Annotated in this window: 21 protein-coding genes; 9 read left to right on the top strand and 12 right to left on the bottom strand. The window is 67.6% G+C overall.

Annotated elements, in window-relative coordinates:
* Positions 1–10: 10 nt before the first annotated feature.
* Complete coding sequence (locus tag SNOV_RS17550; RefSeq protein ID WP_013168308.1) at positions 11–1,258, bottom strand: cupin domain-containing protein; 1,248 nt, start codon at positions 1,256–1,258, stop codon at positions 11–13.
* A 419-nt stretch (positions 1,259–1,677) separates the two neighbouring features.
* Positions 1,678–2,601, bottom strand: a complete 924-nt coding sequence (locus tag SNOV_RS17545) for a hydroxymethylglutaryl-CoA lyase (RefSeq protein WP_013168307.1) — start codon at positions 2,599–2,601, stop codon at positions 1,678–1,680.
* A 245-nt stretch (positions 2,602–2,846) separates the two neighbouring features.
* Here SNOV_RS17545 and SNOV_RS17540 point away from each other — a divergent pair, with 245 nt between their 5' ends.
* Positions 2,847–3,899, top strand: a complete 1,053-nt coding sequence (locus SNOV_RS17540; RefSeq protein ID WP_013168306.1) for a LacI family DNA-binding transcriptional regulator — start codon at positions 2,847–2,849, stop codon at positions 3,897–3,899.
* Between the two features lie 157 nt (positions 3,900–4,056).
* Here the strand turns inward: SNOV_RS17540 and SNOV_RS17535 are convergent, their stop codons facing one another.
* Positions 4,057–5,049, bottom strand: coding sequence for a Gfo/Idh/MocA family protein (locus tag SNOV_RS17535; RefSeq protein ID WP_013168305.1), 993 nt, complete (start codon positions 5,047–5,049; stop codon positions 4,057–4,059).
* A 221-nt stretch (positions 5,050–5,270) separates the two neighbouring features.
* On the opposite strand from SNOV_RS17535, the gene SNOV_RS17530 reads away from it, so the two are divergent.
* Both SNOV_RS17530 and SNOV_RS17525 read left to right on the top strand, forming a co-directional pair.
* Positions 5,271–5,813 (top strand): FAS1-like dehydratase domain-containing protein, encoded by a 543-nt coding sequence (locus SNOV_RS17530; RefSeq protein ID WP_013168304.1) that lies wholly within the window; start codon positions 5,271–5,273, stop codon positions 5,811–5,813.
* Between the two features lie 3 nt (positions 5,814–5,816).
* Positions 5,817–6,296 carry a hotdog family protein gene (locus SNOV_RS17525; RefSeq protein WP_013168303.1) on the top strand — a complete coding sequence of 160 codons (480 nt, stop codon included), beginning with the start codon at positions 5,817–5,819 and terminating at the stop codon, positions 6,294–6,296.
* Between the two features lie 223 nt (positions 6,297–6,519).
* On the opposite strand, the gene SNOV_RS22710 is transcribed toward SNOV_RS17525, so the two are convergent.
* The 3 genes from SNOV_RS22710 to SNOV_RS22705 are packed head-to-tail and all read right to left on the bottom strand — an operon-like array spanning position 6,520 to position 8,690.
* Positions 6,520–7,104 carry a DUF4286 family protein gene (locus tag SNOV_RS22710; RefSeq protein WP_013168302.1) on the bottom strand — a complete coding sequence of 195 codons (585 nt, stop codon included), beginning with the start codon at positions 7,102–7,104 and terminating at the stop codon, positions 6,520–6,522.
* Positions 7,105–7,122: 18 nt separating this feature from the next.
* Positions 7,123–7,899, bottom strand: coding sequence for an alpha/beta fold hydrolase (locus tag SNOV_RS17515; protein ID WP_013168301.1), 777 nt, complete (start codon positions 7,897–7,899; stop codon positions 7,123–7,125).
* An 8-nt stretch (positions 7,900–7,907) separates the two neighbouring features.
* The gene (locus SNOV_RS22705; RefSeq protein ID WP_013168300.1) at positions 7,908–8,690 is read right to left on the bottom strand and encodes an alpha/beta fold hydrolase; all 783 of its coding nucleotides are present in this window, start codon (positions 8,688–8,690) and stop codon (positions 7,908–7,910) included.
* A gap of 307 nt (positions 8,691–8,997) precedes the next feature.
* Here SNOV_RS22705 and SNOV_RS17505 point away from each other — a divergent pair, with 307 nt between their 5' ends.
* The 6 genes from SNOV_RS17505 (at position 8,998) to SNOV_RS17480 (ending at position 16,960) form a co-directional block, all read left to right on the top strand.
* Positions 8,998–10,080, top strand: coding sequence for a LacI family DNA-binding transcriptional regulator (locus SNOV_RS17505; RefSeq protein WP_013168299.1), 1,083 nt, complete (start codon positions 8,998–9,000; stop codon positions 10,078–10,080).
* 385 nt (positions 10,081–10,465) lie between these two features.
* Entirely contained in the window at positions 10,466–11,632 is a 1,167-nt protein-coding gene (locus SNOV_RS17500; protein ID WP_013168298.1) for a putative 2-aminoethylphosphonate ABC transporter ATP-binding protein, read from the top strand.
* A complete protein-coding gene (locus SNOV_RS17495; protein WP_013168297.1) occupies positions 11,632–13,356 on the top strand; it encodes a putative 2-aminoethylphosphonate ABC transporter permease subunit in 1,725 nt (574 codons plus the stop codon). The genes SNOV_RS17500 and SNOV_RS17495 overlap by 1 nt, the downstream gene beginning before the upstream one ends.
* Positions 13,357–13,431: 75 nt before the next feature.
* Positions 13,432–14,661, top strand: coding sequence for a CoA transferase (locus SNOV_RS17490; RefSeq protein WP_013168296.1), 1,230 nt, complete (start codon positions 13,432–13,434; stop codon positions 14,659–14,661).
* Complete coding sequence (locus tag SNOV_RS17485) at positions 14,661–15,830, top strand: CaiB/BaiF CoA transferase family protein (RefSeq protein ID WP_013168295.1); 1,170 nt, start codon at positions 14,661–14,663, stop codon at positions 15,828–15,830. The genes SNOV_RS17490 and SNOV_RS17485 overlap by 1 nt, the downstream gene beginning before the upstream one ends.
* A gap of 92 nt (positions 15,831–15,922) precedes the next feature.
* Positions 15,923–16,960 (top strand): extracellular solute-binding protein, encoded by a 1,038-nt coding sequence (locus SNOV_RS17480; protein WP_013168294.1) that lies wholly within the window; start codon positions 15,923–15,925, stop codon positions 16,958–16,960.
* Between the two features lie 298 nt (positions 16,961–17,258).
* On the opposite strand, the gene SNOV_RS17475 is transcribed toward SNOV_RS17480, so the two are convergent.
* Genes SNOV_RS17475 through SNOV_RS17450 form a run of 6 tightly spaced genes read right to left on the bottom strand, consistent with a single transcriptional unit; the run spans position 17,259 to position 22,816 of the window.
* Entirely contained in the window at positions 17,259–17,777 is a 519-nt protein-coding gene (locus tag SNOV_RS17475) for a MaoC family dehydratase (protein ID WP_013168293.1), read from the bottom strand.
* A 22-nt stretch (positions 17,778–17,799) separates the two neighbouring features.
* Positions 17,800–18,978 carry a CaiB/BaiF CoA transferase family protein gene (locus SNOV_RS17470; protein WP_013168292.1) on the bottom strand — a complete coding sequence of 393 codons (1,179 nt, stop codon included), beginning with the start codon at positions 18,976–18,978 and terminating at the stop codon, positions 17,800–17,802.
* A 14-nt stretch (positions 18,979–18,992) separates the two neighbouring features.
* Positions 18,993–19,817 carry an ABC transporter permease gene (locus SNOV_RS17465; RefSeq protein WP_013168291.1) on the bottom strand — a complete coding sequence of 275 codons (825 nt, stop codon included), beginning with the start codon at positions 19,815–19,817 and terminating at the stop codon, positions 18,993–18,995.
* Between the two features lie 11 nt (positions 19,818–19,828).
* Entirely contained in the window at positions 19,829–20,668 is an 840-nt protein-coding gene (locus tag SNOV_RS17460) for an ABC transporter permease (RefSeq protein ID WP_013168290.1), read from the bottom strand.
* A 3-nt stretch (positions 20,669–20,671) separates the two neighbouring features.
* Positions 20,672–21,721: an ABC transporter ATP-binding protein gene (locus tag SNOV_RS17455; protein WP_013168289.1), complete on the bottom strand. Its 1,050-nt coding sequence runs from the start codon at positions 21,719–21,721 to the stop codon at positions 20,672–20,674.
* 54 nt (positions 21,722–21,775) lie between these two features.
* A complete protein-coding gene (locus SNOV_RS17450) occupies positions 21,776–22,816 on the bottom strand; it encodes an ABC transporter substrate-binding protein (protein WP_013168288.1) in 1,041 nt (346 codons plus the stop codon).
* Positions 22,817–23,123: the final 307 nt, after the last annotated feature.

Here is a 23,123-nt window from a genome sequence, read left to right as displayed (position 1 = left end):
GGCGGTGGGATCAGGCCGGCTGGATGCCGGCCTGGCCCTTGGGGAACTTCGCGATCACTGCGGGATCGATGTGGAGATGCTGGGCGACCAGTTCCGGCGGCGCATGGGTCAGCCAGTCGGAGAGGTCGACCTCCTGGTATTCCGGCGCCTTGAAGATCGCGAGGACCTGCACGTCCTCATCGCCGGTGTTGACGATGTAGTGGCCCTGGCTCTTGGGCACGACGCCGAGATCGCCCGCCTGGAAGTCGATGGTCACGGCGCGCGGGCCGGTGTTGAACACCGTCATGCGGCCCTTGCCCTTGATCCAGTACTGCCACTCGTCGGCATTGGGGTGCCAGTGCATGCGCCTGAGCGCACCCGGCTTGATGGTCTCGAGCGCCGCCGCGATGGTGTTGGAGGCCTTGAAGGTGCGGCTGTCGGCGAGCTGGATCTGGCCGCCGGCGTTCTGCTTGATCGGCTTGGCGCCGCCGAGCGAGAAGGTGAAGGGCTCGGCCGGCGCGCCGGCACCGGCGACGGCGGCAAGGTCCACCGACAGCGCCGGGGCCTGCTGGCCCTGGAAGATCCAGAGGTCGTTCAGCGGGATGTTCTTGAAGGTGTCCGCCGGCACGCCGAAATTCTGCGCCAGCACTTCGGGCGGCGTGTGTGCGAACCAGTCGGTCAGCAACAGCGTGTTGTATTCGGACTGGTAGGCATCGTCGAAGACGAGGAGGAACTCGGCGCCCTCCGGCCCGATGCCCTGCAGCGAATGCGGGCAGCCGGCGGGGAAGAACCACAGGTCGCCCGCACCGACATCGGCGATATAGGGATGGCCGAACTGGTCGAGCACGGTGACGCGGCACTGGCCGTTGGTCATCAGCGCCCATTCGCCGGCGAGGTGCCAGTGCATCTCGCGGATGCCGCCCGGCCCGAGGCGCATGTTGACGCCCGAGACTTCCTTGGCGGCGGGGAATTCGGAGTTGGTGATCTGCCGCGCCCAGCCGCCGGCCTGCACGCGCTTCGGCATGATGTTGAAGGACGACCAGAACATCGGCGAGTTGCCGACATCGGTTGCCGGCGGGTTCTGGAAGGCGGGGATCTGCGCTTCCAGCGCGGGATTGTGCGGGCCGGGCTCGGACAGGGCGCCGGGGGTCGAGTTGATCGCGCCCTCCGCCGGCTGGTCCGGGTTGCCGAAGGTCGCCGCATGGGCCGCACCGGCGGCGACGGCAGCGCCGCCCACTGCACTCAGCGCCAGCAGGGTACGCCGGGACAGGTCTTCCATCTTCCGCTCTCCTCGATTTTCCACTCGCCCCATCGGCTCGATCCGGACGAAGGCGCGCCGGCATTGGCGCGGCGTCTCGCGGGTCGGCGTGGCAGCTGGTGGCGCCTAAATTCGGAGGGAGGGCGCGCGATGTCTTCCGCGCTCGCATTGCCGGGAGCGGTGCGAGAGCCGGGCGGTTAGGAAAGAAAGGAGCCTTGGGTTTGGCCGGTGTCGACGAAGGTATCTGCCGGCGAGACGCGGGGAGGGCGTCGACCTCGGCGGTGCCGCCCTGCGACCGTCATCCCCGGGCTCGGCCCAGGGATTCACGACTTGGGGTTGGAGCGCGAGTATCGCCGAAGTCGTGGATGGCCGGACCAAGCCCGGCCATGACGAAGAACACGGCGGTCGCTCGGAGAATTCCGAGCCAGAGGCCGCCGCGTTCAGGCGGCGGCGCGGTGGTAGGTACGCGGGATGCCGGCCTTCACGACATTGCCCAGCAGGTGCTCGTCCGGCAGGCCGCGCTGCAGGATTTCGCGGGCGCGGATCAGCGCGTCGAGGTCGATGCCGGTGTCGAAGCCCATGCTCTCCAGCATGAACACCAGATCCTCGGTGACGATGTTGCCGGAAGCGCCCGGCGCGAAGGGGCAGCCGCCGAGGCCGGCGAGGGCGGAATCGAAGCAGCGAATGCCCTCGTCGAGCCCGGCCAAGGCGTTGGCGATGCCGAGGCCCATCGTGTCGTGCAGGTGCAGGCGGTCAAGCGTCTCGCCGACCTCGCGCTGCACCGCGCGCACGACGGAGCGCACCTGCGCGGGATTGCCGTAGCCGACCGTGTCGGCCAGCACGATGTTATCGACGCCGGCATCGGCCAGGGCCGCGGCCACCATCACCACGCGGTCCTGCGGCACGGCGCCCTCGATCGAGCAGCCGAAGGCGGTGGCGCAGCCGGCATCGACCTTCATCGGCCGCTCCTGCGCGCGCACCCATTCGACGATGGCGCGCACCTCGGCCACCTGCTCGAGGCTACCCTTGTTGGTGTTGGCGCAGCTGTGGCCCTCGCTCACCGAGACCGGGATCAGCGCGAGGTCGGCGCCGAACTCATAGGCGCGCTGCGCGCCCTTCAGGTTCGGCACCAGCGCGGCGACGGTGAGGCCGGGAATGGCGCGGCTCGCCCGCACGATCTCGCCGGTGTCGGCCATCTGCGGGATGAGCTTGGGGGGCACGAAGCTGCCGACCTCGATCTCATGAATGCCGGCGCCGGCCAGCGCCCTGATCCATTCGATCTTGACGTCGGTCGGCATGATCGACGTCGACATCTGCAGCCCGTCGCGCGGCCCGACCTCGCATATCCTGACCCGCTCGCCCATGGCGTCCTCCCTGGTCTTTTCTCGTCGGCGGAGTGATAAAACGTTTTCCATAGCAAGGCTAGGGCAGCCGCCATGCGCCGGTCAAGCCGCCTCGGTTGCCCGAAGGCCCGGTATTGTTGCCGCTGCAACCATTGGCCGATCGTCTGGTGGAGGGCCGCCTCGCAAGCATCGCGAAGCGGGATGAAATCGGCTAAGCATGGAACGTTACCCAGCGCCCGCCATGGGTGCGACGAGCGACAGGAACGATGGACGAGACCGAGTCCGGCGAAAGGCCGAAGGGGCCGCAGCCCCGTGCCACCATCAGCGATGTGGCACGCCGCGCCGGCGTGTCGATCGGCACGGTGTCGCGCGTGCTCAACAAGGCGCGCAACGTGCAGCCGGCGCTCCAGCGCCGCGTGCTCGACGCTGCTGCGGCGCTGGACTACCGCCCGGACAGCTTCGCGCAGGGCATGCGCTCGAAGAAGACGCACGTCATCGGCGTCATCGTGCCGGACCTGCGCAACCCGCTCTCCTCAGAGGCCGTCACCGGCGTCGAGGAGGAGCTGACGCGCCAGGGCTACACCTTCTTCCTCGCCAATTCGCGGTATGAGCGCGGGCGCGAGGAGAACATCATCAATGAGTTCGCCCGCCGCCGCGTCGACGGCATCATCGCCATCCTCGCCCGCGACCGCGACCCGCGCACGGTCGAGCAGCTGCACCGACTGCCCATGCCGGTGGTGCTGCTGGAGCGCGAGATCGGCAACGAGTTCGACGCCGTGCGCACCGACCAGGTGGCCGGCACCTACCGCGCCACGCGCTATCTGCTGGCGCTAGGCCACCGGCGCATCGCCCTCGTCACCGTCCCCACCGACAACATGTCCGGCCGCTACCGCCTGCAGGGCTACACCGAGGCGCTGACGGATATGGGCGTGCAGGTGAGCGAGGAACTGGTGCGCATGGGTGGCTATACCCGCGACTATGCGGTCGACGCCGCCTATGCGGTGCTCTCCATGCGCGAGATGCCAACCGCGCTGATCGTCTCCGGCGGCATGCTGTCGGGCGTGCTCGACGCTGCCCGCCAGCTCAACCTCGCCATTCCCGACCAGCTCTCGCTGGTGGCGCTGGGCGATACCGAGCTCGCCGCGCTGATGCGGCCGGGCATCACCGCCATACGCTATGACTGGGCGGAGACCGGGCGGGTGGCGGCGCGGCTTGCCATCTCCCGCATCGGCGGCAGCGAGACGCCGCCGGAGAAGGTCATCGTGCCCTACGAATTCGTGCGGCGGGAATCCTGCCTGGAGCTGGTGGCGGCGGGGTGAGCATTCCTCTGTCCCGCACGCATTCGCTCCCAAGAACACCCTCATCCTGAGGTGTGAACGCAGTGAGCCTCGAAGGATGCTCGTAACGGTGCACCCGGATGATCATCCTTCGAGGCCCGGCCTGTGGCCGGGCACCTCAGGATGAGGTGGTATCGCTTCACGCCGGCGGCAGCAGCGTTCCGGCGGCGCGGGCCTTGCCATAGGCGTCGTCTACCAGCCGCATGATCGGCACCATGTCGGAGAGACTCGCCAGCGGCGGCCTGCCGGCCTTCACCCGCTCCAGCACATCGAACACGAAGGTCCGGTAGTGCGGGACGTTGGTGGTGAGAGCGGGCCAGATCCGCGACGCGCCGTCATTGGCGAGGCTCTCCACGCTCTGCATGTCGTGGGCGATGGTGTAGTGCTGTGGTGAGCGCACGGCGTAATGCATGTCGAAATTGCTGGTCGGCGCCGGATAGAGATAGCCGGTCTCGACGACGCAGAGCGCACCGCTCCGCTCGAAGGTGACGACGGAATAATCCTCCACCCGCTCGCGCCAGGCATGGTTGGCCATGGTGGCGCTGAGCACCCGCACCTCGTCGCCAAATAGCCTTATGGCGAGGTCGAAGAAGTGGATGGCGAGGTTGATGGTGCAGCCGCCGCCCGACAGCGCCGGGTCGAGCATCCAGTCGCAGCCGGCCTGCCGGTAGCGCGCCGGGAAGCCGGCGATGAAGCGGAAGGTGGCGTAGCTCAGATCCCCCTCCGCCTTCAGGCCCTCCAGGTGCCGGGCGAAGTCGCCATTGCGGAACACCAGCGGCACCGAGGCGAAGGCGCCCCTGCGCTCGGCCAGTTCGGCGATGGAGGCGACGTCGGCTGTGTTCAGCCCACAGGGCTTCTCCAACGCGAAGGGGATACCCTCCTCGATCAGGAAGCGCGCCTCTTCGGGCATGTCGATGTGGCGGCCGAGGGCGAAGACGAAATCCGGCTTCAGTCGTCGGCACAGGGCGCGATAGTCGGTGTCGCCGGCGCAGCCGAGGCGCGCCGTCAGACGCGCCACCACCGCCGCATCGGGATCGGCGATGCCGACCAGCTCGGCGCCGGGCACCTCCAGCAGGGGGATGAGATAGAGGTCGAGGTGCCAGTGCGACGCCCCGATAAAAACGATTTTCACAACTTTTTCCTCCCGGCTGCCATTTCATTCGCGGCTCGGCCGCTTGTCCTTCTGCGGCGGCCAAATAGCCGCCCCGCGACGCGAGGTTAGCAATCTGCCACGCGGATTTCGTATTGAAAACGTTTCATCGGCATTTAGACTGACCGCCCGAACGTCGCGCGCCGGCCAACCCGTCGCGCGCGGCCCGGCAGAACAAAAGTCGCGAAGGGAGGACCACGCGAATGGCGGTTGACGAACTGGTCAACTACATCACCGGGGACGTGCGCGCCGTGATCGGCGCCGCGTCCGAATGGGTCGAGGCGCCGCATGCGGTGGAGGCGAGCGAGCTGCGCCGCTTCTTCCAGGCGCTGATGGACCCCAATCCGCGCTTCTGGGACGCCGACTACGCCGCCGGCACCCGCTATGGCGGCGTCGTCACCCCGCCGGGCTTTCCCGTGCACGCCTTCCGCCGCCCGGCGGACGAGTTGCACGATTCGCTCGCGGCCGCCGGCGATCCGGATTTCGACGGCGTCTCCCGCGCCATGCGGCCGGGCCTGCCGAAGCTGCCGATCCCGCTCTCGGGCATCCTCAATGGCGGCTACGAATACGAGTTCTACAGCTATCCCAGGCTCGGCGAGCACATCCAATGCCGCTCGATCTACCGCGACATCTACCAGAAGCAGGGCAAGGCCGGTCCGATGGTGATGGTCCTCATCGAGGACGGGTACCGGACCGCGGACGCACGTCCGCTGCTCAAGTCGCTCAACACCATGATCATGAGATAGACGATGGCCGAGCCCGTATCCTTCGAGAACATCACGGTGGGCGACGACATCCCCACCATCGTCAAGGGCCCGATGACCACGGCGCACATCATCCGCTGGTCGGCCGCCATGGAGAACTGGCACAAGATCCACTACGACTGGCGCTACGCCACCGAGCATGACGGCCTGCCGGACGTGCTGATCAACGGCTCGTGGAAGCAGCATGTGCTGGCGCAGGTGCTGGCCGACTGGGTCGGCGAGACCGGCTGGCTGTGGAAGATGAGCTTCCAGTATCGCGGCATGAACATTCCTGGCGACACGCTCACCGCCTGGGGCCGCGTGACGGCCAAGAGCCAGCGCGGCGATTACGGCGTGGTCGATCTGGAGATCGGGCTGAAGGACCAGAACGGCAAGGAAGGCTCGCCCGGCAAGGCCAGCATCGTGCTGCCGCTCAAGGGCGGCCCGGCGGTGCCCTACCCGTTCGATCCGGCCGTGCTGAACTGAGGGCGCGACCCTAATATCTCGCGTCATCCCGGACGTCCCGCAGGGACGATCCGGGATCGCTTTCCGCTCGGTAAGCAGAAGCGCCGTCATCCTGAGGTGCGACCCCGGACTTGGTCCGGGGGAGCCTCGAAGGATGGTCGCTACCGTGCGCTTTGCGAGCATCCTTCGAGGCCCGGCGAAACGCCGGGCACCTCAGGATGACGTTGCATCAAGCCGGTAGCCCTCAATACAGCGCGTAGCTGTTGACCAGGTCGAGATAGGGCGCGGCCTCGCCGAAGGCGTCGACGTCGAGCGTCGCCTCTTCCGGCTTGTGCAGGCCCGCCATCACCAGAAAATCGAACGCTCCGTCGCGCGGATAGGCGAAGACGCGCAGCTGCGCGGTATTTGCTTTGCCGGCGAAATTCGCCTTGGCGCCGGCGACCACCGTATCGGCAAGGTCCGCCGGCGTGCCGGAAAAGCGCAGCAGCGTGGTGCGCGGGGTCGCCTTCGTCACCTCGTCGCCCGGAAAGATCTGCTCGCCGGCCGAGCGGTAGATCCTCACCCGGCTGGTCACCCGCCGGGTCCACGGGCTGAAATTGGCGCCGGAGACGCGCATGTAGCTTTCGCTCTCCAGCGCCGATTCATGCACCATGTCGTACATGGCGAGATATTTCGGGTGGCCGTCGATGCAGACATAGCGCCGGCCGCTTTCGAAGCCTTCCACCGCGACGCGCTCGGGCACATGCTCGGTGTCGTACCAGGCGTTGAATTCCTCCTCGAAGGCCGGCGGCGGCTGCATCAGGACGAGGAGGAAGCCTTTCTTGCTCATGCGTGTCGCTCCGGAAGATCAGGCGAGGGCGGCCTCGCGGCCGAGGAAGTCGAGCACCAGCGCGGCGAAGGCGGCCGGCTGCTGGTAGGGGACGAAATGCGCCGCGTGCTCCATCACCGCGATGCGTGCATGCGGCACGAGCTTGGCCACCGCCTCGGTGCGTTCCATCGGCAGCAGCACGTCGTGGCGGCCGGGGACCAGCAGCGTCGGGCTGTCGATCGCGCGCAGCGCCGTCGAGGCATCCGCCTCGGCGGCCGCGAGCACTGCGAGAGCATAGGCTTCCGGGTCCTGCGCGGAGAAACGATTCATGTAGCGTTCATAGCGCGCATCGCGCGGCATCTCCAGGAAGGAGCGGTCGACGGCGCCCGGCAGCACCGCCGCGATGCCACCCTGGCGCACCGCCTCAGCCCGGTCGGCGAGCATTTGCCGCGCCTGCGGCGCGCTCGCCGGCGTCGGGTTGGTGAGGATGAGCGCGCTGGTGCGGGCCGGATGGGTCGCGGCATAGGTCGCGGCCGTCATGGCGCCGACGGCGATGCCGATGGGGCAGAGCTTCTCGATGCCGAGCGCCCCGCGCAGCGCTTCCAGCGCCTCGGCCTGCTCGGCGAGGCCGACCGGCCGGCCGGGGCCGGGCGAGCCGCCGGAACCGGGCAGGTCCATGGCGAGCGTGGTCACCCGGCCATCCAGCGCCGCGACGAAATCGTCCCAGATCGAAAGATCCGCGCCGAGCGGATGGATCAGCAGCAGCGCGAAATCGCGCTTTTCCCCGGTCAGGCGATGGTTGAGCAGCTCAGCCATGGAAGCGGTCACGTTGCACCGACGGACCGGGCGGCAAGGAAATCGCCGATGGTCTCGATGAACAGCCCGCTGGTCTCCAGCTGCATCATATGCGGCGCGCCGGCCAGGATGACGAAGCGCGCGCCGGGGACCGCCTTGGCGATCGTCGCCATGGCGGCCGGTGGCGCCGCAAGGTCGTGCTCGCCGGCGACGACCAGCGTCGGCACGTCGATGCCGCCGAGGCGCGGCAAAGCGTTGAAATTGCTGATCGCCTGCCAGCCCTCGGACCAGGCGCGCACCGAATCGGTGCGCAGGCGCTCGCGCACTCGCTCGACCACCGGATTGTCGACGAAGTCGGGGGTGAACCAGCGTTCGATGGTCGTCGGCACGACGGAATCCATGCCGCCGCGTTCGGCGGCGACGCCGCGCTCGCGCAAGGCGTCGCGCGCCTCGACGGGAATGCCGCCGGGACAGCCGCAGGCGATGAGCTTCGACACGCTGCCGGGGAAGTCGAGCGCCAGCGTCTGGGCGATCATGCCGCCGAAGGAGAGGCCGAGCACCGCCGGCTTCTCCAGCCCGTAGCGGCGGATGGCTTGGTGCACGTCGGCGGCATAGGCCTCGATCGGCGCCGCGCCCGCGCCGATGGGCGAGCCGCCGAAGCCGCGCAGGTCGAGCCGCAATATGCGCCGGCCGCGCCCCAGCATGGAGGGCAGCGCGCCCCAGAAGGAATTGTCGAGGCCGATGGGGTGGAGGAGGACGAGCCCCTCATCGCCAGCCCCTTCGACGATACCGTGCAGATTGACCGTTTCCATGCCCAGCGTGCTCGTGCCGACCGCTTACCCGCGGCTGACGATTTTTCGATTATGTCGACGAGGTCGGGGACGAGATTGGCCATTCTCGACCAATTACCGGCCATGTCGGCATATCGAAGACAGATAGTGTCGACAGATTGAGCAGCGGCGTTCGGTGGTGTCAAGCGCCGAGTCGTCCGTGCGGCTAGGCGCGGGCGTGCCCGGCCTCCGCCGTTGCGCACCCTTGCCGCCCTGGCCGGCCCATGCCTAGACTAGCCTGCCGCCGCGGCAACGGCCCGGCGCAACTGGCGAAGCCGTTGATCGAATCGTGAAAAAGCCGCGCCCGCCTTCGGCGACCGTCACCATCAAGCATGTGGCCCAGCATGCCGGCGTCTCGCTCGGTACGGTCTCGCGCGTGCTCAACAACGCCGCCAATGTCGACCCGTCGCTGCGCCAGCGCGTGGCGCAGGCCATCGTCGAGCTCGGCTACGAGCCCAACCCGGTGGCGCAGAGCCTGCGCTCGCGCCAGAGCCGGGTGATCGGCGTGCTGCTGCCGGACATCCAGAACCCGCTGACCGCCGCCGCCGTCACCGGCCTCGAGCCGGTGCTGGCGCGCGCCGGCTACACGCTGTTCCTGGCCAATTCGCATTCCGATCGCGCGCGCGAGAGCGACGTGCTGGAGCAGTTCAAGCGCCGGCGCGTCGACGGGGTCATCGTCATGGTCGGCGACGACAATGACGAGGCGACGAGGGCGCAGCTGCGCGACTTCTCGGTGCCGCTGGTCATGCTGGAGCGCGTCATCGACCTCGACGTCGACTGCGTGCTCACCAACCAGTACGAAGGCACCTACCGGGCGACGCGCTACCTGCTCGGCCTCGGCCATCGGCGTATCTGCCTCATCACCGTGCCGACCATCACCCATTCCGGGCGCGAGCGCCTGCGCGGCTTCGAGGCGGCCTTTACCGATCTCGGGATCGAGGTGCCGCGCGACCTCGTCCATTCGGAGGGCCGCGCGCATCCCTATGGACGCGACGCCGCCTATTCCTCGCTGATCGGCCGCGCGCCGGCCACCGCCATCGTCGTCAGCGGCGGCCATCTCGCCGGGGTGATGGAGGCGGTGCGGCTGCTCAACCTGTCCATCCCCCAGCATCTCTCGCTGGTCACGCTGGGCGATACCGAGCTCGCCCAGCTCATCGAGCCGCCGATCACCGCCATCCGCTACGACTGGCCGGCGACGGGGCGCTGCGCTGCCGAGCTCCTGCTGGAGCATCTGGCCGAGGGGCGGGACGCGGCCCGTCCGCCGTCGCGCCAACGCATCATCGTGACGCACGAATTCATCATCCGCGGCTCCTGCGCCCCGCTCGGCGGCACGATTCCGCGCAGCGAGCACGCGGTCCCGGCACGCTCCTGACACGCACGCGAGGCGCGCCGGGGGTGGCTGGCGATTAAGTGATGAACCGTTTCATTTCTTTCTTGCCACACGCGGCGCCTCGGCCTATCGTGCCTCTCAATAGACCTGCCGCGGCAGGCATAGGGACGCTGCCATCTCCGTCCGGGAACGCTCCGGAGGAGGCAAAAGGCGGTGCCGACCAGGAGGAAATGATGACCCAGCCGGGAGCGCCGCGCTGCCATGCGTGGCCGCGTGCGAATTCATCTGCGACATCATCGGCGATCGGGATCGCGACGCGGGCTCTGGCCGGCGGATTTTCGTTCCGCGCCCTTCCGCCGGTCATCGCCCCTGCCGGGCGTTGACCATGCTTCTCGCCTCTCCCTCATCGTCGAAGAGCCCGTTCGCCATGCTCGACACTTCCCGCACCGCGATGCCCCTGATGCGCCAAGGCGCCGGCCCGGCGAATGCCGCTCCGTTCCTGCGCATCTCCGGCATCGACAAGCGCTTCGGCAGTTTCTCGGCGCTCCGCAACGTCTCGCTCGACGTCGAGGACGGCGAGTTCATCTGCTTCCTCGGGCCCTCGGGCTGCGGCAAGTCCACGCTCCTGCGTATCATCGCCGGGCTGGAGCAGCAGAACGCCGGCACCATCCACAGCCTCGGCCAGGACATCTCCAACCTGCCGCCGGCGCAGCGCCAGTTCGGCATCCTGTTCCAGTCCTACGCGCTGTTCCCCAATCTCAATGTCCGCGAGAACATCGTCTACGGGCTGCGCAACCGGCGCATGCGCGGGGCGGAAATCGATTCCCGGCTGCATGAACTGCTGGAGCTGATCGACCTCAAGGGGTCGGAGCGGAAATATCCGGCGCAGCTCTCCGGCGGCCAGCAGCAGCGCGTCGCGCTCGCCCGCGCCATCGCCCCGGCGCCGCGCCTGCTGCTGCTCGACGAGCCGCTGAGCGCGCTCGACGCCAAGGTGCGCGTGCATCTGCGCCAGCAGATCCGCGACCTGCAGCGCCGCCTCGGCCTCACCGCCATCATGGTCACGCACGACCAGGAGGAGGCGCTGAGCATGGCCGACCGCGTGGTCGCCATGCGCGACGGCGAGGTCGAGCAGATCGGCACGCCGACCGAGATCTACCACACGCCGCGCAGCCTCTTCGTCGCCGGCTTCGTCGGCAAGATGAACATCCTGCCCGGCCGCGTCGCCGGCGGGCGGCTTTCCATCGGCAGCCTCAACTACGCGGTGCCGGCGCTCTACGACACGGCGGAGAACCAGGGCGAGGTCATTGCCTGCCTGCGCCCCGAGCAGATGCGCCTGCGCCCGCTCAACGCCAGCGAGGCCGGCGACGCCCTCCCTGCGCAGGTGACGCATCTGGAATTCCTCGGCTCCGCCTGGCGGGTGACGCTCGTCGTTCCGGCGCTGGGCGACATCGAAGTCACGGCCGACCTGTCGAGCCGCGACATGGCCGACGCGCCGGTCGCCATCGGCGACCGCATGGGCGTGGTGCTGCCGAGCGAGCGGCTGGTCGTGTTTCCCGCCTCGCAGACCAGCCAGGTCCGGGAAGCGGTGCAGTAATGACCGATCTCTCCACGCGCCAAGGCCCGGCGATCCGTCCCGCAATCCGCCCGGCCATCGACTGGGAGCACGTCTCGCGGCTGGCGGCGGGCGCCGTCATGCTGGTGATCGCCCTCGTCATCATCGTGCTGCCGCTCTATGCGCTGCTGTCGCAGAGCTTCGAGGACCACCAGGGCAATTTCGTCGGCCTCGCCAATTTCGTCAGCTATGCCAAGGACCCGATTCTCAGGCAGTCGCTGATCAACAGCCTCTGGGTCGCGGCGCTCACCGTCTGCATCGTGGTGCCGCTCGGCTTCCTCTATTCCTATGCGCTGACCCGCAGCTGCATGCCGCTGCGCGGCCTGTTCAAGGGCATCGCGCTGCTGCCGATCCTGGCGCCGTCGCTGCTGCCGGCCATCGCGCTGATCTACATCTTCGGCAATCAGGGCTACCTGAAATGGCTGATGTTCGGGAACAGCATCTATGGGCCCGTGGGCATCATCATGGCCCAGGTGTTCCACTGCTTCCCCTTCGTCGTGCTGATCATGACGACGGCGCTGGCCACCGCCGACGCGCGGCTCTATGAGGCGGCGGAGACGCTGAACACCTCGCGCTGGCGCATCTTCTGGACCATCACCTTCCCCGGCGCCCGCTACGGCCTGATCAACGCCTCCTTCGTGGTGTTCACCACCGCCATCGTCGATTTCGGCATCGCCAAGGTGATCGGCGGCAAGTTCAACATGCTGGCGGTCGACGTCTACCGGCAGATCATCGGCCAGGCCAATTTCCAGATGGGCGCGGTGATCGGCGTCATCCTGCTGCTGCCGGCGGTGCTGACCTTCGTGGTCGAGCGCATCACCTACAAGCACCAGACCTCGCAGCTCACCTCCCGCGCCGTCATGCTCCAGCCCAAGCGCTCGCCGCGCTTCGACCGGACGATGCTGCTCGCGGTGGCGCTGCTCGCCATTCCGATCCTCGGCATCATCGGCACGGCGATATTCGCCTCCTTCGTGACGCTCTGGCCCTACAACCTCGCCTTCTCGTTCAACAATTTCAATTTCGGCGCCTTCGACCCCGGCGGCTGGCTGTCCTACTGGAACAGCGTCGAGATGGCGGCGTGGACGGCGCTGTTCGGCACCATCATGGCCTTCACCGGCGCCTATCTGACCGAGAAGCACCGCAAGGGTTCGCAGGTCATGCTCGGCTACCACATCGTGGCGATGGTGCCGCTGGCGGTGCCGGGCATCGTGCTGGGCCTCGGCTACGTGTTCTTCTTCAACATGCCGTCGAACCCGCTCAACTTCATCTACGGCACGATGATCATCATGGTGCTGTGCACCATCGGCCACTACTACACCGTGCCGCATTTGATGGCGCTGACGGCGCTGAAGCAGATCGACGCCGAGTTCGAGGCGGCCTCGCAGGCGCTGGGCGTGTCGTTCTGGACCACGCTGCGCCGGGTGACGATCCCGATCTCGATCCCGGCGATCATCGACATGGCGACCTATTTCTTCGTCAACGCCATGACCACGGTGGCCGGCGTCATCTTCATCTACGCCTCGACCACCAAGGTGGCCTCGATCGCGGTGGTGGCGCTGAACGACACCGGCGACGAGGGCGCGGCCTGCGCCATGGCGATGATGATCCTCTACACCTCCGCCGGCGTGAAGCTGCTGCAGGTGATCGTGACCAGGCTGCTGCTGCGCGGCCAGCAGCAGTGGCGGTCGAACCTGCGCGAAGCGTGAGTCCAGCTTTCCCCGCCGCGAAGCCCGTCGACGAGCCCTGAGACAAGAGCATCCGGAATTGAGTTCGAGATTGATATGAATCGTTTCACACCTCCTCCGTTCGGTGGACCGCTGGTTGGGCTGAAGGTGCTCGAGCTGGGCTCGGACATGTCGGTGGCCTTCGGCGCGCGGCTGCTCTCCGATCTCGGCGCCGAGGTCATCAAGGTCGAGGCGCCGGCCGGCGACGCGCTGCGCCGCGAGGCGCCGCTGACGCCGGGCGGAGAGAGCGCGCTGTTCGCCTATCTCAACCGCGGCAAGCGCATCGTCGGCATCGACGGCGAAAGCGCGGACGGCTGGGCGCTGCAGGGCGAGCTCGCCGGGCAGGTCGACCTCGTCATCGCGACCGCTCCCGCCGTGCGCGGCGCGGCGCCGGACTGGCCGCAGCGGCCGGCGACCATCGTCGTCTCGCCCTTCGGCATGGCCGGCCCGTCGACGCAGCGGCCGTCCTCGCCCTTCATCCTCCAGCACGCATCCGGCTTCGCCTTCCACCAGGCGAGCCCGGTGACCGACCCCGAGGCGACGCCGCCGGTGGGCTGCGCCGACTGGGAGGGCGGCATGGCCGGCGGCCTCGTCGTCGCCATCGCCGCACTGTGGGCGGTCGAGGCGGCGGAAGGCGAGCGGCCCGGCCCGGTGGTCGACCTCTCGCATGAGGACCTGCTCGTCTACATGCTGGTCGAGCCCTTCGCCGACTGGCAGGCCGGCCGCGACGTCACCGACCGCCAGCGCGACGTCACCAAGGGCGTCACCATCGCCGGCGGCCTCGTCTGGTACCTGCCCTGCGCCGATGGCGCGGTGATGGTCTCGCCGCGCGAGGATCACCAATGGGCGCGCTGGTGCGAGGTGATGGGCCATCCCGCCTGGACCAAGGACGACAGCATCGCGGGCGACCGCTTCATCCGCACCGACAATGCCGCAAAGCTCCAGGAGCTGATGGCGCAGTGGTCCATCCACCAGCGCAACCGCGACGTCGTCGCCGCGGCGCAGGAGGCGCGCGTCGCCTGCTTCCCGGTCAGCACGCCGCACGACCTGCTGGAGAATGTGCAGCTCGGCGCCCGCAATTTCTTCGCCGATGTGCGCTTCGCCGACGGCACGGCGCTGCCCATGCCCTCGCTGCCGTTCCGCTTCGTCAGTCAGCGCGGCGAGGAGATGGCGCGCGGCGTCGAGATGGAGGCGCCCGGCACGGCCGAGAGCGGTCGCGAGATGTTCGACGCCCTCATCGCCGGCCGCGGCGGGGAAGCCAGGCGCCGCGCCATGGGAGGTCTGTGATGAACCCGCTCAGCCTGGACGGCATCCGCATCGTCGATTTCTCCTGGGTCATGGCCGGTCCCATGACCACCAAGATGCTCGGCGCCATGGGCGCGGAGGTGGTGAAGATCGAATCCGCCTCGCGGCCGGAATTCTCCGTGCGCGACGGCATGTTCTCGGTCATCAACAACAACAAGAAGAGCTGCACGCTCAACATCACCACGCCCGAGGGGCAGGACCTCATCCGCGAGCTGGTCAAGTCGAGCCATGTCGTGGTGGAGAACTTTTCCTCCCGCGTGCTGGTCAAGTACGGCCTGTCCTACGACGTGCTGCGCGAGATCAAGCCCGACATCATCTTCGTCTCGGCCTCCGGCATGGGCCGCACCGGCCCGGAGAAGGACCTCCTCGCCTATGGCTCGCTGCTGCAGGGCTATAGCGGGCGCGTCGGCATGATCGGCGAGCCCAACCCGGCGCTGGAGGCCATGGGTATCCTGCCGGCCTGGACCGACCCGATCACTGCGCTGTGGGAGACCACGGCGATCCTCTCGGCCATCCGCCATTGGCGGCAGACCGGGCAGGGCGCCTATGTCGACCTCTCCATGCTGGAGGCGACCGTCGCCCTGCTGCCCGAGGCGCTGCTGCATGCCGCGCTCGGACGCGAGGTGCCGGAGCGGCGCAGCGTCACCGAGACCGGCGCGGCGCCTTCCGGCTGCTTCCGCTGCGCGGGCGAAGATAGCTGGCTCGCGCTCTCCGTGCGGACGGAGGAGGAATGGCGCGGCCTGTGCCGCGTCATGAACGACGCTGACCTCGCCGGCGCGCCCTTCACGGCGGACGCCGCCTCGCGGCTCGCCGCCAAGGACGAGCTCAATGCCCGCGTCGCCTCCTGGCTGCGCGGCCAGGACGCGCGGGCGGTAGAGGCGGCGCTGCATGCCGCCGGCGTGCCGGCGTCGCGCTCGCGCGACATGGGCGAGATCGTCGCCGATCCGCACATGCGCGAGCGGGCGATGTTCCGCGAGATCGACGGCGAGGTGCAGATGGCCACCCTGCCGTGGCTCGCCGCCGACAAGTGGCGCGGCGCCTTCTCGCCGACCCCGCCGATCGGGCGGGACAACGACTACGTGTTCGGCACGCTGCTCGGGCTGTCGTCCGAGCGGCGCGCCGAGCTCGCCGAGGCCGGAACCATCCGCTGAAGGTGGGCCGGCCCCGACGGGCCCGAGCGTCGATCCAGAACGAGACCCGCTTGCATGCGGGCGATAAGGGCAGTGGAAACAAGGAGGACCAGATGAACAAGCTCAGTTACCTGCTGTCCACCGCAGTGGCGGTGGGCCTCGTTGCCGGCGTCGCGGCGACGCCGGCGGCGGCGAAGACCCAGTTGACGGTCTATTCGACGCTGCAGAAGGAGGTGCTCACTCCCTATGAGCAGGCCTTCGAGGCGGCGCATCCCGACATCGACATCACCTGGGTGCGCGATGCCGGCGGCGTCATCCATGCGCGCCTGCTTGCCGAGCGTGACAATGTCCGCGCCGACGTGCTGTTCGGCGTGCCCGTGACCAACATCGTGTCGCTCGCGCGCGACGGCCTCATCGAGCCCTACGCGCCGAAGGACTACATGAAGCTGCAGCCGATGTTCCGCGACAAGAACAACCCGCCCTACTGGACCGGGCTGGAGATGTATCTGAACATCGTCTGCTTCAACACGGTCGAGGCCGAGAAGCGCGGCCTTCCCAAGCCGAAGACCTGGGCAGACCTGGCGAACCCGATCTACAAGGGCCAGATCGCCATGCCGAACCCGACCATGTCGAACACCGGCTACGGCTATGTCCACAGCTGGATCCAGAAGATGGGCGAGGACAAGGCCTGGGCCTTCCTCGACAAGCTGCACGACAATGTCTCGGTCTACACCAACTCCTCGTCGACGCCCTGCAAATACGCCGCGACCGGCGAGTATGCGATCGGCCTCTCCACCGACCTCACCGGGCCTTTCCTGAAGACCAAGGGCGCGCCGATTGACCTGCTGGTGCCGAGCGACGAGACCGCGTGGGACATCGAGTCCACCGCCATGGTCAAGGGCAGCAAGAACCCCGAGGCGGCGAAGATCCTCATCGACTGGGGCGCGAGCCGCGAGGCGCACCAGCTGTTCAACAAGTATTACGGTGCGGTCGGCATGGACGACCTGAACAACGGCCCGCCGAACTCGATCCCGAACGGCGGCTCCAAGGCGCAGGACTACAGCGTCGAATGGTCGATCGACAACCGCACGCGCATCCTCACCGAATGGGCCAAACGCTACGATTCGAAGTCGGAGCCGAAGTCGAACTGATCCGATCCCCTTGGGGGCGGAGGGAGGGTCCCGGCGCGAGCCGGGGCCCTTTCTTTTTGTGGGCGCCTCGTTCCATTTTCCTAGTGATGACCGTCATCCTGAGGCGCTGGCCCAAGGCCAGCCTCGAAGGATGCTCGTCCGGGTGCGCTTGAACGACGATCCTTCGAGGCTCGCTTCGCTGGCACCTCAGGATGACGGTGCATTGGTTGGCAAAGGCGCCAAACGAAAACGCCGCCGAGGCTGGTGGCCCGGCGGCGTGATCGAATGACGCGAAGAACGCGAAGGAACGGACCGGCGCTCAGCCTTTGCTCTTTACCGTGGTCTCCAGCTTCGGGCGCGGCAGCTTGGGCTGGTAGCCGCGGCGGTAGAGCATGATGGTGCGCCTGAAGGTGATCACCACCACGCCGTCCTGATTAAAGCCGGTGGTGGAGACGCGCACGATGCCGACGCTCTCGCGCGACTTCGACAGGCGCTTCTCCAGCACCTCGGACTGCGAATAGATGGTGTCGCCCTCGAACACCGGGGCAGGCAGCCGGATCTCGTCCCAGCCGAGATTGCCGAACACGTTTTGCGACAGGTCGGAGACGCTCTGGCCCATCACCGTCGCCAGCGTCAGCACCGAGTTCACCAGCGGTTTGCCGAACTCGGTCTGCGCCGCATAGTGGTGGTCGAAATGCACCGGCGAGGGCGCCCCCATCAGCAGGGTGAACCAGCTATTGTCGCAGGAGAGCAGGGTGCGCCCGATCTGGTGCGGATAGACGTCGCCGACCTCGAAATCCTCGTAGAAACGTCCCTGCCAGCCGATCTTCTCTGCCATCTTGGCCTCCCTTTCGAACGGATTACGCTTGCTTGGCGGCGGCCGGCGCGGCGCCGGCGAATTCGGCGCGGATGCGCGCGGTGTCGGCGCCGAGCGGCGGCACCTTGGCTCCCGAGGCGACGATGCGGCCGGCCGGGCGCGGCATCTCCGCCATCTCGCCGCCGGGCATCTCCACGGGTATGCGCCGCAGCGCCGGATGGACGGAGAGGTCGTGCAGCGTCGACACGCGCGCCCAGGCGATCTGGCCCGCCTCCAGCCGCTCGATCATCTCGGCGCAGCTATGCGGGGTGAAGACGGCGTGGATGGCCTCGTCGAGCGCGTCGCGGTTCTGCACCCGCGCCCAGTTATCGATGAAGCGCGGGTCCTTCGCGAACTCGGGGCTCCGCAGCACGGTGGTGCAGAAACGCACCCATTCGGCCGTCGACTGGATGGAGACGACGATGTCGCCGTCGGCGCAGTGATAGGGCCGGTAGGGATAGACCGAGGCGTGGGAGAGGCCAAAGCGCGCGGTCTCGACGCCCATATAGTCGAAGTGCAGCAGCGGCAGCGACATCCATTCCGCCATGCAGTCGAACATGGCGACCTCGAGCGCCTGGCCACGGCCGGTGCGCTCGCGCTCGAACAGCGCCTCCAGCACCGCCGCATAGGCATTGGTGCCGGTGCCGATATCGGCGATGGAGATGCCGACCTTGGAGGGCACTTCGGGCGTGCCGGTCACGGCGCAGATGCCGCTCTCCGACTGCACCAGCATGTCGTAGGCGCGCTTGCTGGCGTAGCTGGTCTCGCGGCCATAGCCCATGATGTCGACGACGACGAGCCGCGGAAATTCCTTCGTCAGCTGCGCCGCGCCCAGGCCGAGCCGGTCGCTGGCGCCGGGCGCGAGGTTCTGCACGAACACGTCGGCGCGGGCGAGCATGGCCTTGACCAGCGCGAGGTCGCCCGGGTCCTTCAGGTTGAGGACGACGCTTTCCTTGCCTCGGTTGAGCCAGCCGAAGGCGGCGGAGGTGCTGCCCATGGCCTTGTCGTAGTCGCGGGCCCGGTCGCCGTCCTCAGCCTCGATCTTGATCACCCGCGCGCCGGCATCGGCGAGGCGCATGGCGCAGAGCGGACCGGCGACGGCCTGGTCGATGGAGACGACCAATATGCCGCTGAGCGGCCCGGCGGGCTTGGACCCGGCATCGGCCGGGGTGGAAGACGACATGATGGGCTCCGGTGTCATTTCTGTTGCCCGGCGACCTTGTCGAGGCCGACGAGCCGGTCGAGCAGGAAGACGAGGATGAAGGCGATGTAGATGGTGCCGGCGGAGACCGCCGCGATCATCGGGTCGACCGAGTATTGGACGTAGTTGAAGACCTTCACCGGGATCGGCGATTGCGCGATCACCGTGTTGAAGATGCTCACCTCGACGTCGATCCAGCTCATGATCAGGCCGAACAGGCAGCCGGCGATGATGCCCGGCTTGATCATCGGCAGCGTCACATAGAAGAACGTCGCGAAGCCGGAGGCGCCGAGGTCCTGTGCGGCCTCTTCCAGCGAATTGTCGAAGCCTTCGAGCGAGGCCAGCGTGGTGCGCACGATGTAGGGCAGGATGATCACCACATGCCCCACCAGCATCGCCTCGAAGCTGCGGGCGAAGCCGAGCGCGTCGGAGATCTGCAGCACGCCGACGCCGATGATGATGGCCGGCAGGATCAGCGGCGACAGGAACAGGTTGGCGATGAAGGTGGCGCCGCGCAGGGTGCTGCGCTTGAGCACCAGCGCCGCCGGCACGCCGAGCAGGAAGCCGATCAGCGTCGCGCCGAAGGCAAGCCGTGCGCTGAGCAGGATCGAATCGACATAGGACGGGTCGGCGAGGAAACGCTGATACCAGCGCAGGGTGAAGCCGACCGGCGGGAAGGCGAGATATTCCGTGGTGGTGAAGGAGATGGCGATCACCACGGCGAGCGGCAGCACCAGATAGAGCAGCACCACCCAGGCGACAGCCGAGAGGAGCACGGTGCCGAAGGAGTTGCGGGCTCTTGCGATGAGGTGTCGGGACATCGTCGGGGCTCCTATCGGGCCGGCTGCCGGCGCTCCAGCAGGAGCGTGTAGGCGACGATGAGCAGGAAGCAGGTCACCAGCAGGACGACCGCGATGGCGCTGCCGAGGAACGGATTGAACACCAGCATGAACTGGTCGTAGATCAGCATGGACGACACCACGGAGCGCCCGCCGCTCATGATGCGCGGCGTCACATAGCTCGAAATGCTCAGCGTGAAGACGATCAGCGTGCCGGCGACGATGCCGGGCACGCTCAGCGGCAGCGTCACCTTGAGGAAGGTGGTGAAGGCCCCGGCCCCAAGGTCGCGCGAGGCTTCGCGCAGCGACGGGTTCATGTTCTGCAAGACGCTCGCGATCGCCAGCACCATGAAGGGCAGCATCACGTAGATCATGCCGATGATGATCGCGGTCTCGGTGGAGAGCAGGCGCAGCGGCCGGTCGACGAGGCCGAGCAGCATCAGCGTCTCGTTGATCAGCCCCTCGCGGCCGAGCAGCACGATCCAGCCGAAGGAGCGCACGATGTTCGAGGTGAACAGCGGCATCAGGATGAGGATGAAGCAGAGGCGCCGCACGGCACGCCGCCGCTCGATCAGGCTCATGTAATAGGCGAGCGGGTAGCCGAAGATCAGCGTGGCGATACAGGTGATGAGCGCGATCCACAGCGTGTAGCCCAGCACTCGCCAGTAATAGGGATCGCCGAGGACGATGGCATAGTTCTCCAGCGTCAGCTCCCCCGCCTTGTTGGAGAAGCTGTCGACGAACACCATGCCGAGCGGCGTGACGAAGAAGACGATGAGGTAGATGAGCGGGATGCCGAGCAGGATCGCCGCCCAGAAGCGGTTGATGCGCATCGGTCAGCTCGTCAGCACGCGGGCGGCCTCGCGCGCCCAGCCGATGCGCACTTCCTCGCCCGGGCGCAGCGCGTTGTCGCGCTCGGCGCCGGCCTGCTGGATCACGATGGACTGGCCGTTGTCGAGCTTCACGAAGATGCGGGTGGCGTTGCCGATGAAGACGCGGTCGGTCACGGTGGCGGAGAGCGCGACGCCGTCCGCCGGCACCTCGCCGATGCGGATCTCCTCGGGGCGGACCAGCAGCGCCGGCTCGCCGGCGCCCGTGGCGCGGTAGGGCAGGTCGGCGGTCTGGCCGAGCAGGCGCAGCGCGCCGTCGGGGCGCACTTCCAGCGGCAATATGTTGGCCTCGCCGATGAAGTCGGCGACGTAGCGGCTCTCGGGGCGGGCGTAGATGTCCTCGCCGCTGCCGATTTGGGCGATGTTGCCGTCATGCATGACGACGATGCGGTCGGCCATCACCAGCGCCTCCTCCTGGTCGTGGGTCACGAACAGGAAGGTGATGCCGAGCTTCTGGTGCAGCTGCTTGAGCTCCATCTGCATGCGCTTGCGCAGCTTGAGATCGAGCGCGCCGAGCGGCTCGTCGAGCAGCAGCACCTTGGGCTTGTTGGCGATGGCGCGGGCGAGCGCGACGCGCTGCTGCTGGCCGCCGGAGAGCTGGGCCGGCAGGCGCTCGGCATAGGCGGACATGCCCACCGTCTCCAGCGCGTGCTGGACGAGGTCGGGGATGGCAGTCTTGTCGACGCCGTTGCGGCGCGGGCCGAAGGCGACGTTCTCGCGCACGCAGAGATGGGGGAACAGCGCGTAGTTCTGGAACACCATGTTCACCGGCCGCCGGTTCGGCGGCTCGCCGGTCATGGAGCGGCCGGCGATGGCGATGTCGCCGCCGTCGATGTCGACGAAGCCGGCGATGGCGCGCAGCAGCGTGGTCTTGCCGCAGCCGGAGGGGCCGAGGAGGGCGACGAACTCGCCCTCCTCGATGTTCAGGGACACGTCCTTCAGGACCTGGAGCGAACCGTATGACTTCGTCACCCGGTCGATGGCGATGAGCGGCATGGGCGACTCCAGTCGGCCCGCACGTCGGCGGCCGTGGAAGGCAGGGCGGCGGGGTCAGCGACGTCCGAGGACGTCGCGGTTCCACGTTTCCATGATCTGCTGGCGGTTCGCGTCGATCGCCACCGTGTCGGAGAAGTGCAGATCCTTGATCGAGCCGTTCGGCCCCCAGGGCAGGCGCGCCGTGGCCTTCTCGCTCAGCTTCAGGCCCTTCACCGAGGGACCGTAGAAATAGTTCTCGACGAAGCAGGTCTGCGCCTCGGGCGTGAGCGCGAAGTTGATGAAGTCATAGGCCGCCTTGGACGGCTTGATCAGGTGCAGGCGGGTGCCGGAGGCCATGCCGCCTTCCTTCGGGATGACGAAGCCGACCTTGAACGGGTTGGCGTCGGCCAGTGACCACACCGCGCCGCTGTCCAGCACGCCGATGGTGGCTTCCTTGCGGGAGAGGATGTTCGAGGCGTTGCCGCCGGAATCGTAGAAGGCGGCGACCTCCAGCGTCTTCAGCTTGTCGGCGCCGGGCTTCAGGTTGGTGACGCTGCCGCCGAGCAGCTCGGACAGGAAGACCAGCGCCGGGGCGCCGGAGCCGTCCGACATGGACGGCCAGGTGATGTCGCCGGCGAATTCCGGCTTCCACAGGTCGAACCAGGAGGTCGGCGCCTGCTTGATCTCGTCCATGTTGTAGACGATGCCGACCGAATAATAGTAGTCGCCGAGCCCGGTGATCTTGCCGTCCTTGTTCTTGTAGACGGCCTCCGGGATGATGTTGGCGATGTTCGGCACCTGCGCCGGATCGATCTCGGCGAAGACGCCTTCGCTTTCCGCCGCCTGCGAAACCTCGCCGTCGAGCCAGACGACATCGAGCGACGGGCTGGCCTTCTGCTGCTTCAGTTTGGCCACCGTCACCGACGAGACGCCCTGATCCACCGTCACCTTGGTGCCGGTCTTGTCCATGAAGGGCTGGACGACGCACTTCTGCAGGGTCTGGCCGTGCTTGCCGCCGAAGGCGGCGACGACGATGGAATCCTGCGCGACGGCGGGAACGGCGGCGAGCGAGACCGCGATGGTGCCGCTCAAGAGACAGGCGATAGCCGGTTTCATGACATTCCTCCCAGAGATTGTTCTTGTGTTTTGGCGCCGGCATTGAAGCCGATCGATTCGGGAGCGTCAAGTTATCTGTCGACAGATTGGAGAGCGTCTCGCCTGTTCCGATCTTGGGGAGCGCGACCGAGGTGCCGACGCTCTCCGGTGTCGGGGATAAAGAAACGCTCTGTTTTCCTGATAAATGTTCGATCAATCGCCGCCATGCTTGCTGCGGCGGGGCGAGTTGGGCGCCAACAGGCGCGTGGCGCCGCCATTCATTTTGTCGACATATAGACAGTCGCGTGGTTCTGAAGGGCAGGCGGCG

This window comes from Ancylobacter novellus DSM 506 (assembly GCF_000092925.1).
GTDB classification, from domain to species: Bacteria; Pseudomonadota; Alphaproteobacteria; order Rhizobiales; family Xanthobacteraceae; genus Ancylobacter; species Ancylobacter novellus.
This window is presented reverse-complemented; position numbering and strand designations above follow the sequence as displayed.

Excerpts from the sequence above, each read along its gene's own strand:
- SNOV_RS17515 (WP_013168301.1), bottom strand. The coding sequence starts at position 7,899 with ATGGCTGAGCTGCTCAACCATCGCCTGACCGGGGAAAAGCGCGATTTC.
- SNOV_RS17530 (WP_013168304.1), top strand. The coding sequence starts at position 5,271 with ATGGCGGTTGACGAACTGGTCAACTACATCACCGGGGACGTGCGCGCC.
- SNOV_RS17450 (WP_013168288.1), bottom strand. The coding sequence starts at position 22,816 with ATGAAACCGGCTATCGCCTGTCTCTTGAGCGGCACCATCGCGGTCTCG.
- SNOV_RS17475 (WP_013168293.1), bottom strand. The coding sequence starts at position 17,777 with ATGGCAGAGAAGATCGGCTGGCAGGGACGTTTCTACGAGGATTTCGAG.
- SNOV_RS17470 (WP_013168292.1), bottom strand. The coding sequence starts at position 18,978 with ATGTCGTCTTCCACCCCGGCCGATGCCGGGTCCAAGCCCGCCGGGCCG.
- SNOV_RS22705 (WP_013168300.1), bottom strand. The coding sequence starts at position 8,690 with ATGGAAACGGTCAATCTGCACGGTATCGTCGAAGGGGCTGGCGATGAG.
- SNOV_RS17495 (WP_013168297.1), top strand. The coding sequence starts at position 11,632 with ATGACCGATCTCTCCACGCGCCAAGGCCCGGCGATCCGTCCCGCAATC.
- SNOV_RS17460 (WP_013168290.1), bottom strand. The coding sequence starts at position 20,668 with ATGCGCATCAACCGCTTCTGGGCGGCGATCCTGCTCGGCATCCCGCTC.
- SNOV_RS17550 (WP_013168308.1), bottom strand. The coding sequence starts at position 1,258 with ATGGAAGACCTGTCCCGGCGTACCCTGCTGGCGCTGAGTGCAGTGGGC.
- SNOV_RS17525 (WP_013168303.1), top strand. The coding sequence starts at position 5,817 with ATGGCCGAGCCCGTATCCTTCGAGAACATCACGGTGGGCGACGACATC.
- SNOV_RS22710 (WP_013168302.1), bottom strand. The coding sequence starts at position 7,104 with ATGAGCAAGAAAGGCTTCCTCCTCGTCCTGATGCAGCCGCCGCCGGCC.
- SNOV_RS17485 (WP_013168295.1), top strand. The coding sequence starts at position 14,661 with ATGAACCCGCTCAGCCTGGACGGCATCCGCATCGTCGATTTCTCCTGG.
- SNOV_RS17545 (WP_013168307.1), bottom strand. The coding sequence starts at position 2,601 with ATGGGCGAGCGGGTCAGGATATGCGAGGTCGGGCCGCGCGACGGGCTG.
- SNOV_RS17455 (WP_013168289.1), bottom strand. The coding sequence starts at position 21,721 with ATGCCGCTCATCGCCATCGACCGGGTGACGAAGTCATACGGTTCGCTC.
- SNOV_RS17480 (WP_013168294.1), top strand. The coding sequence starts at position 15,923 with ATGAACAAGCTCAGTTACCTGCTGTCCACCGCAGTGGCGGTGGGCCTC.
- SNOV_RS17490 (WP_013168296.1), top strand. The coding sequence starts at position 13,432 with ATGAATCGTTTCACACCTCCTCCGTTCGGTGGACCGCTGGTTGGGCTG.
- SNOV_RS17540 (WP_013168306.1), top strand. The coding sequence starts at position 2,847 with ATGGACGAGACCGAGTCCGGCGAAAGGCCGAAGGGGCCGCAGCCCCGT.
- SNOV_RS17500 (WP_013168298.1), top strand. The coding sequence starts at position 10,466 with ATGCTCGACACTTCCCGCACCGCGATGCCCCTGATGCGCCAAGGCGCC.
- SNOV_RS17465 (WP_013168291.1), bottom strand. The coding sequence starts at position 19,817 with ATGTCCCGACACCTCATCGCAAGAGCCCGCAACTCCTTCGGCACCGTG.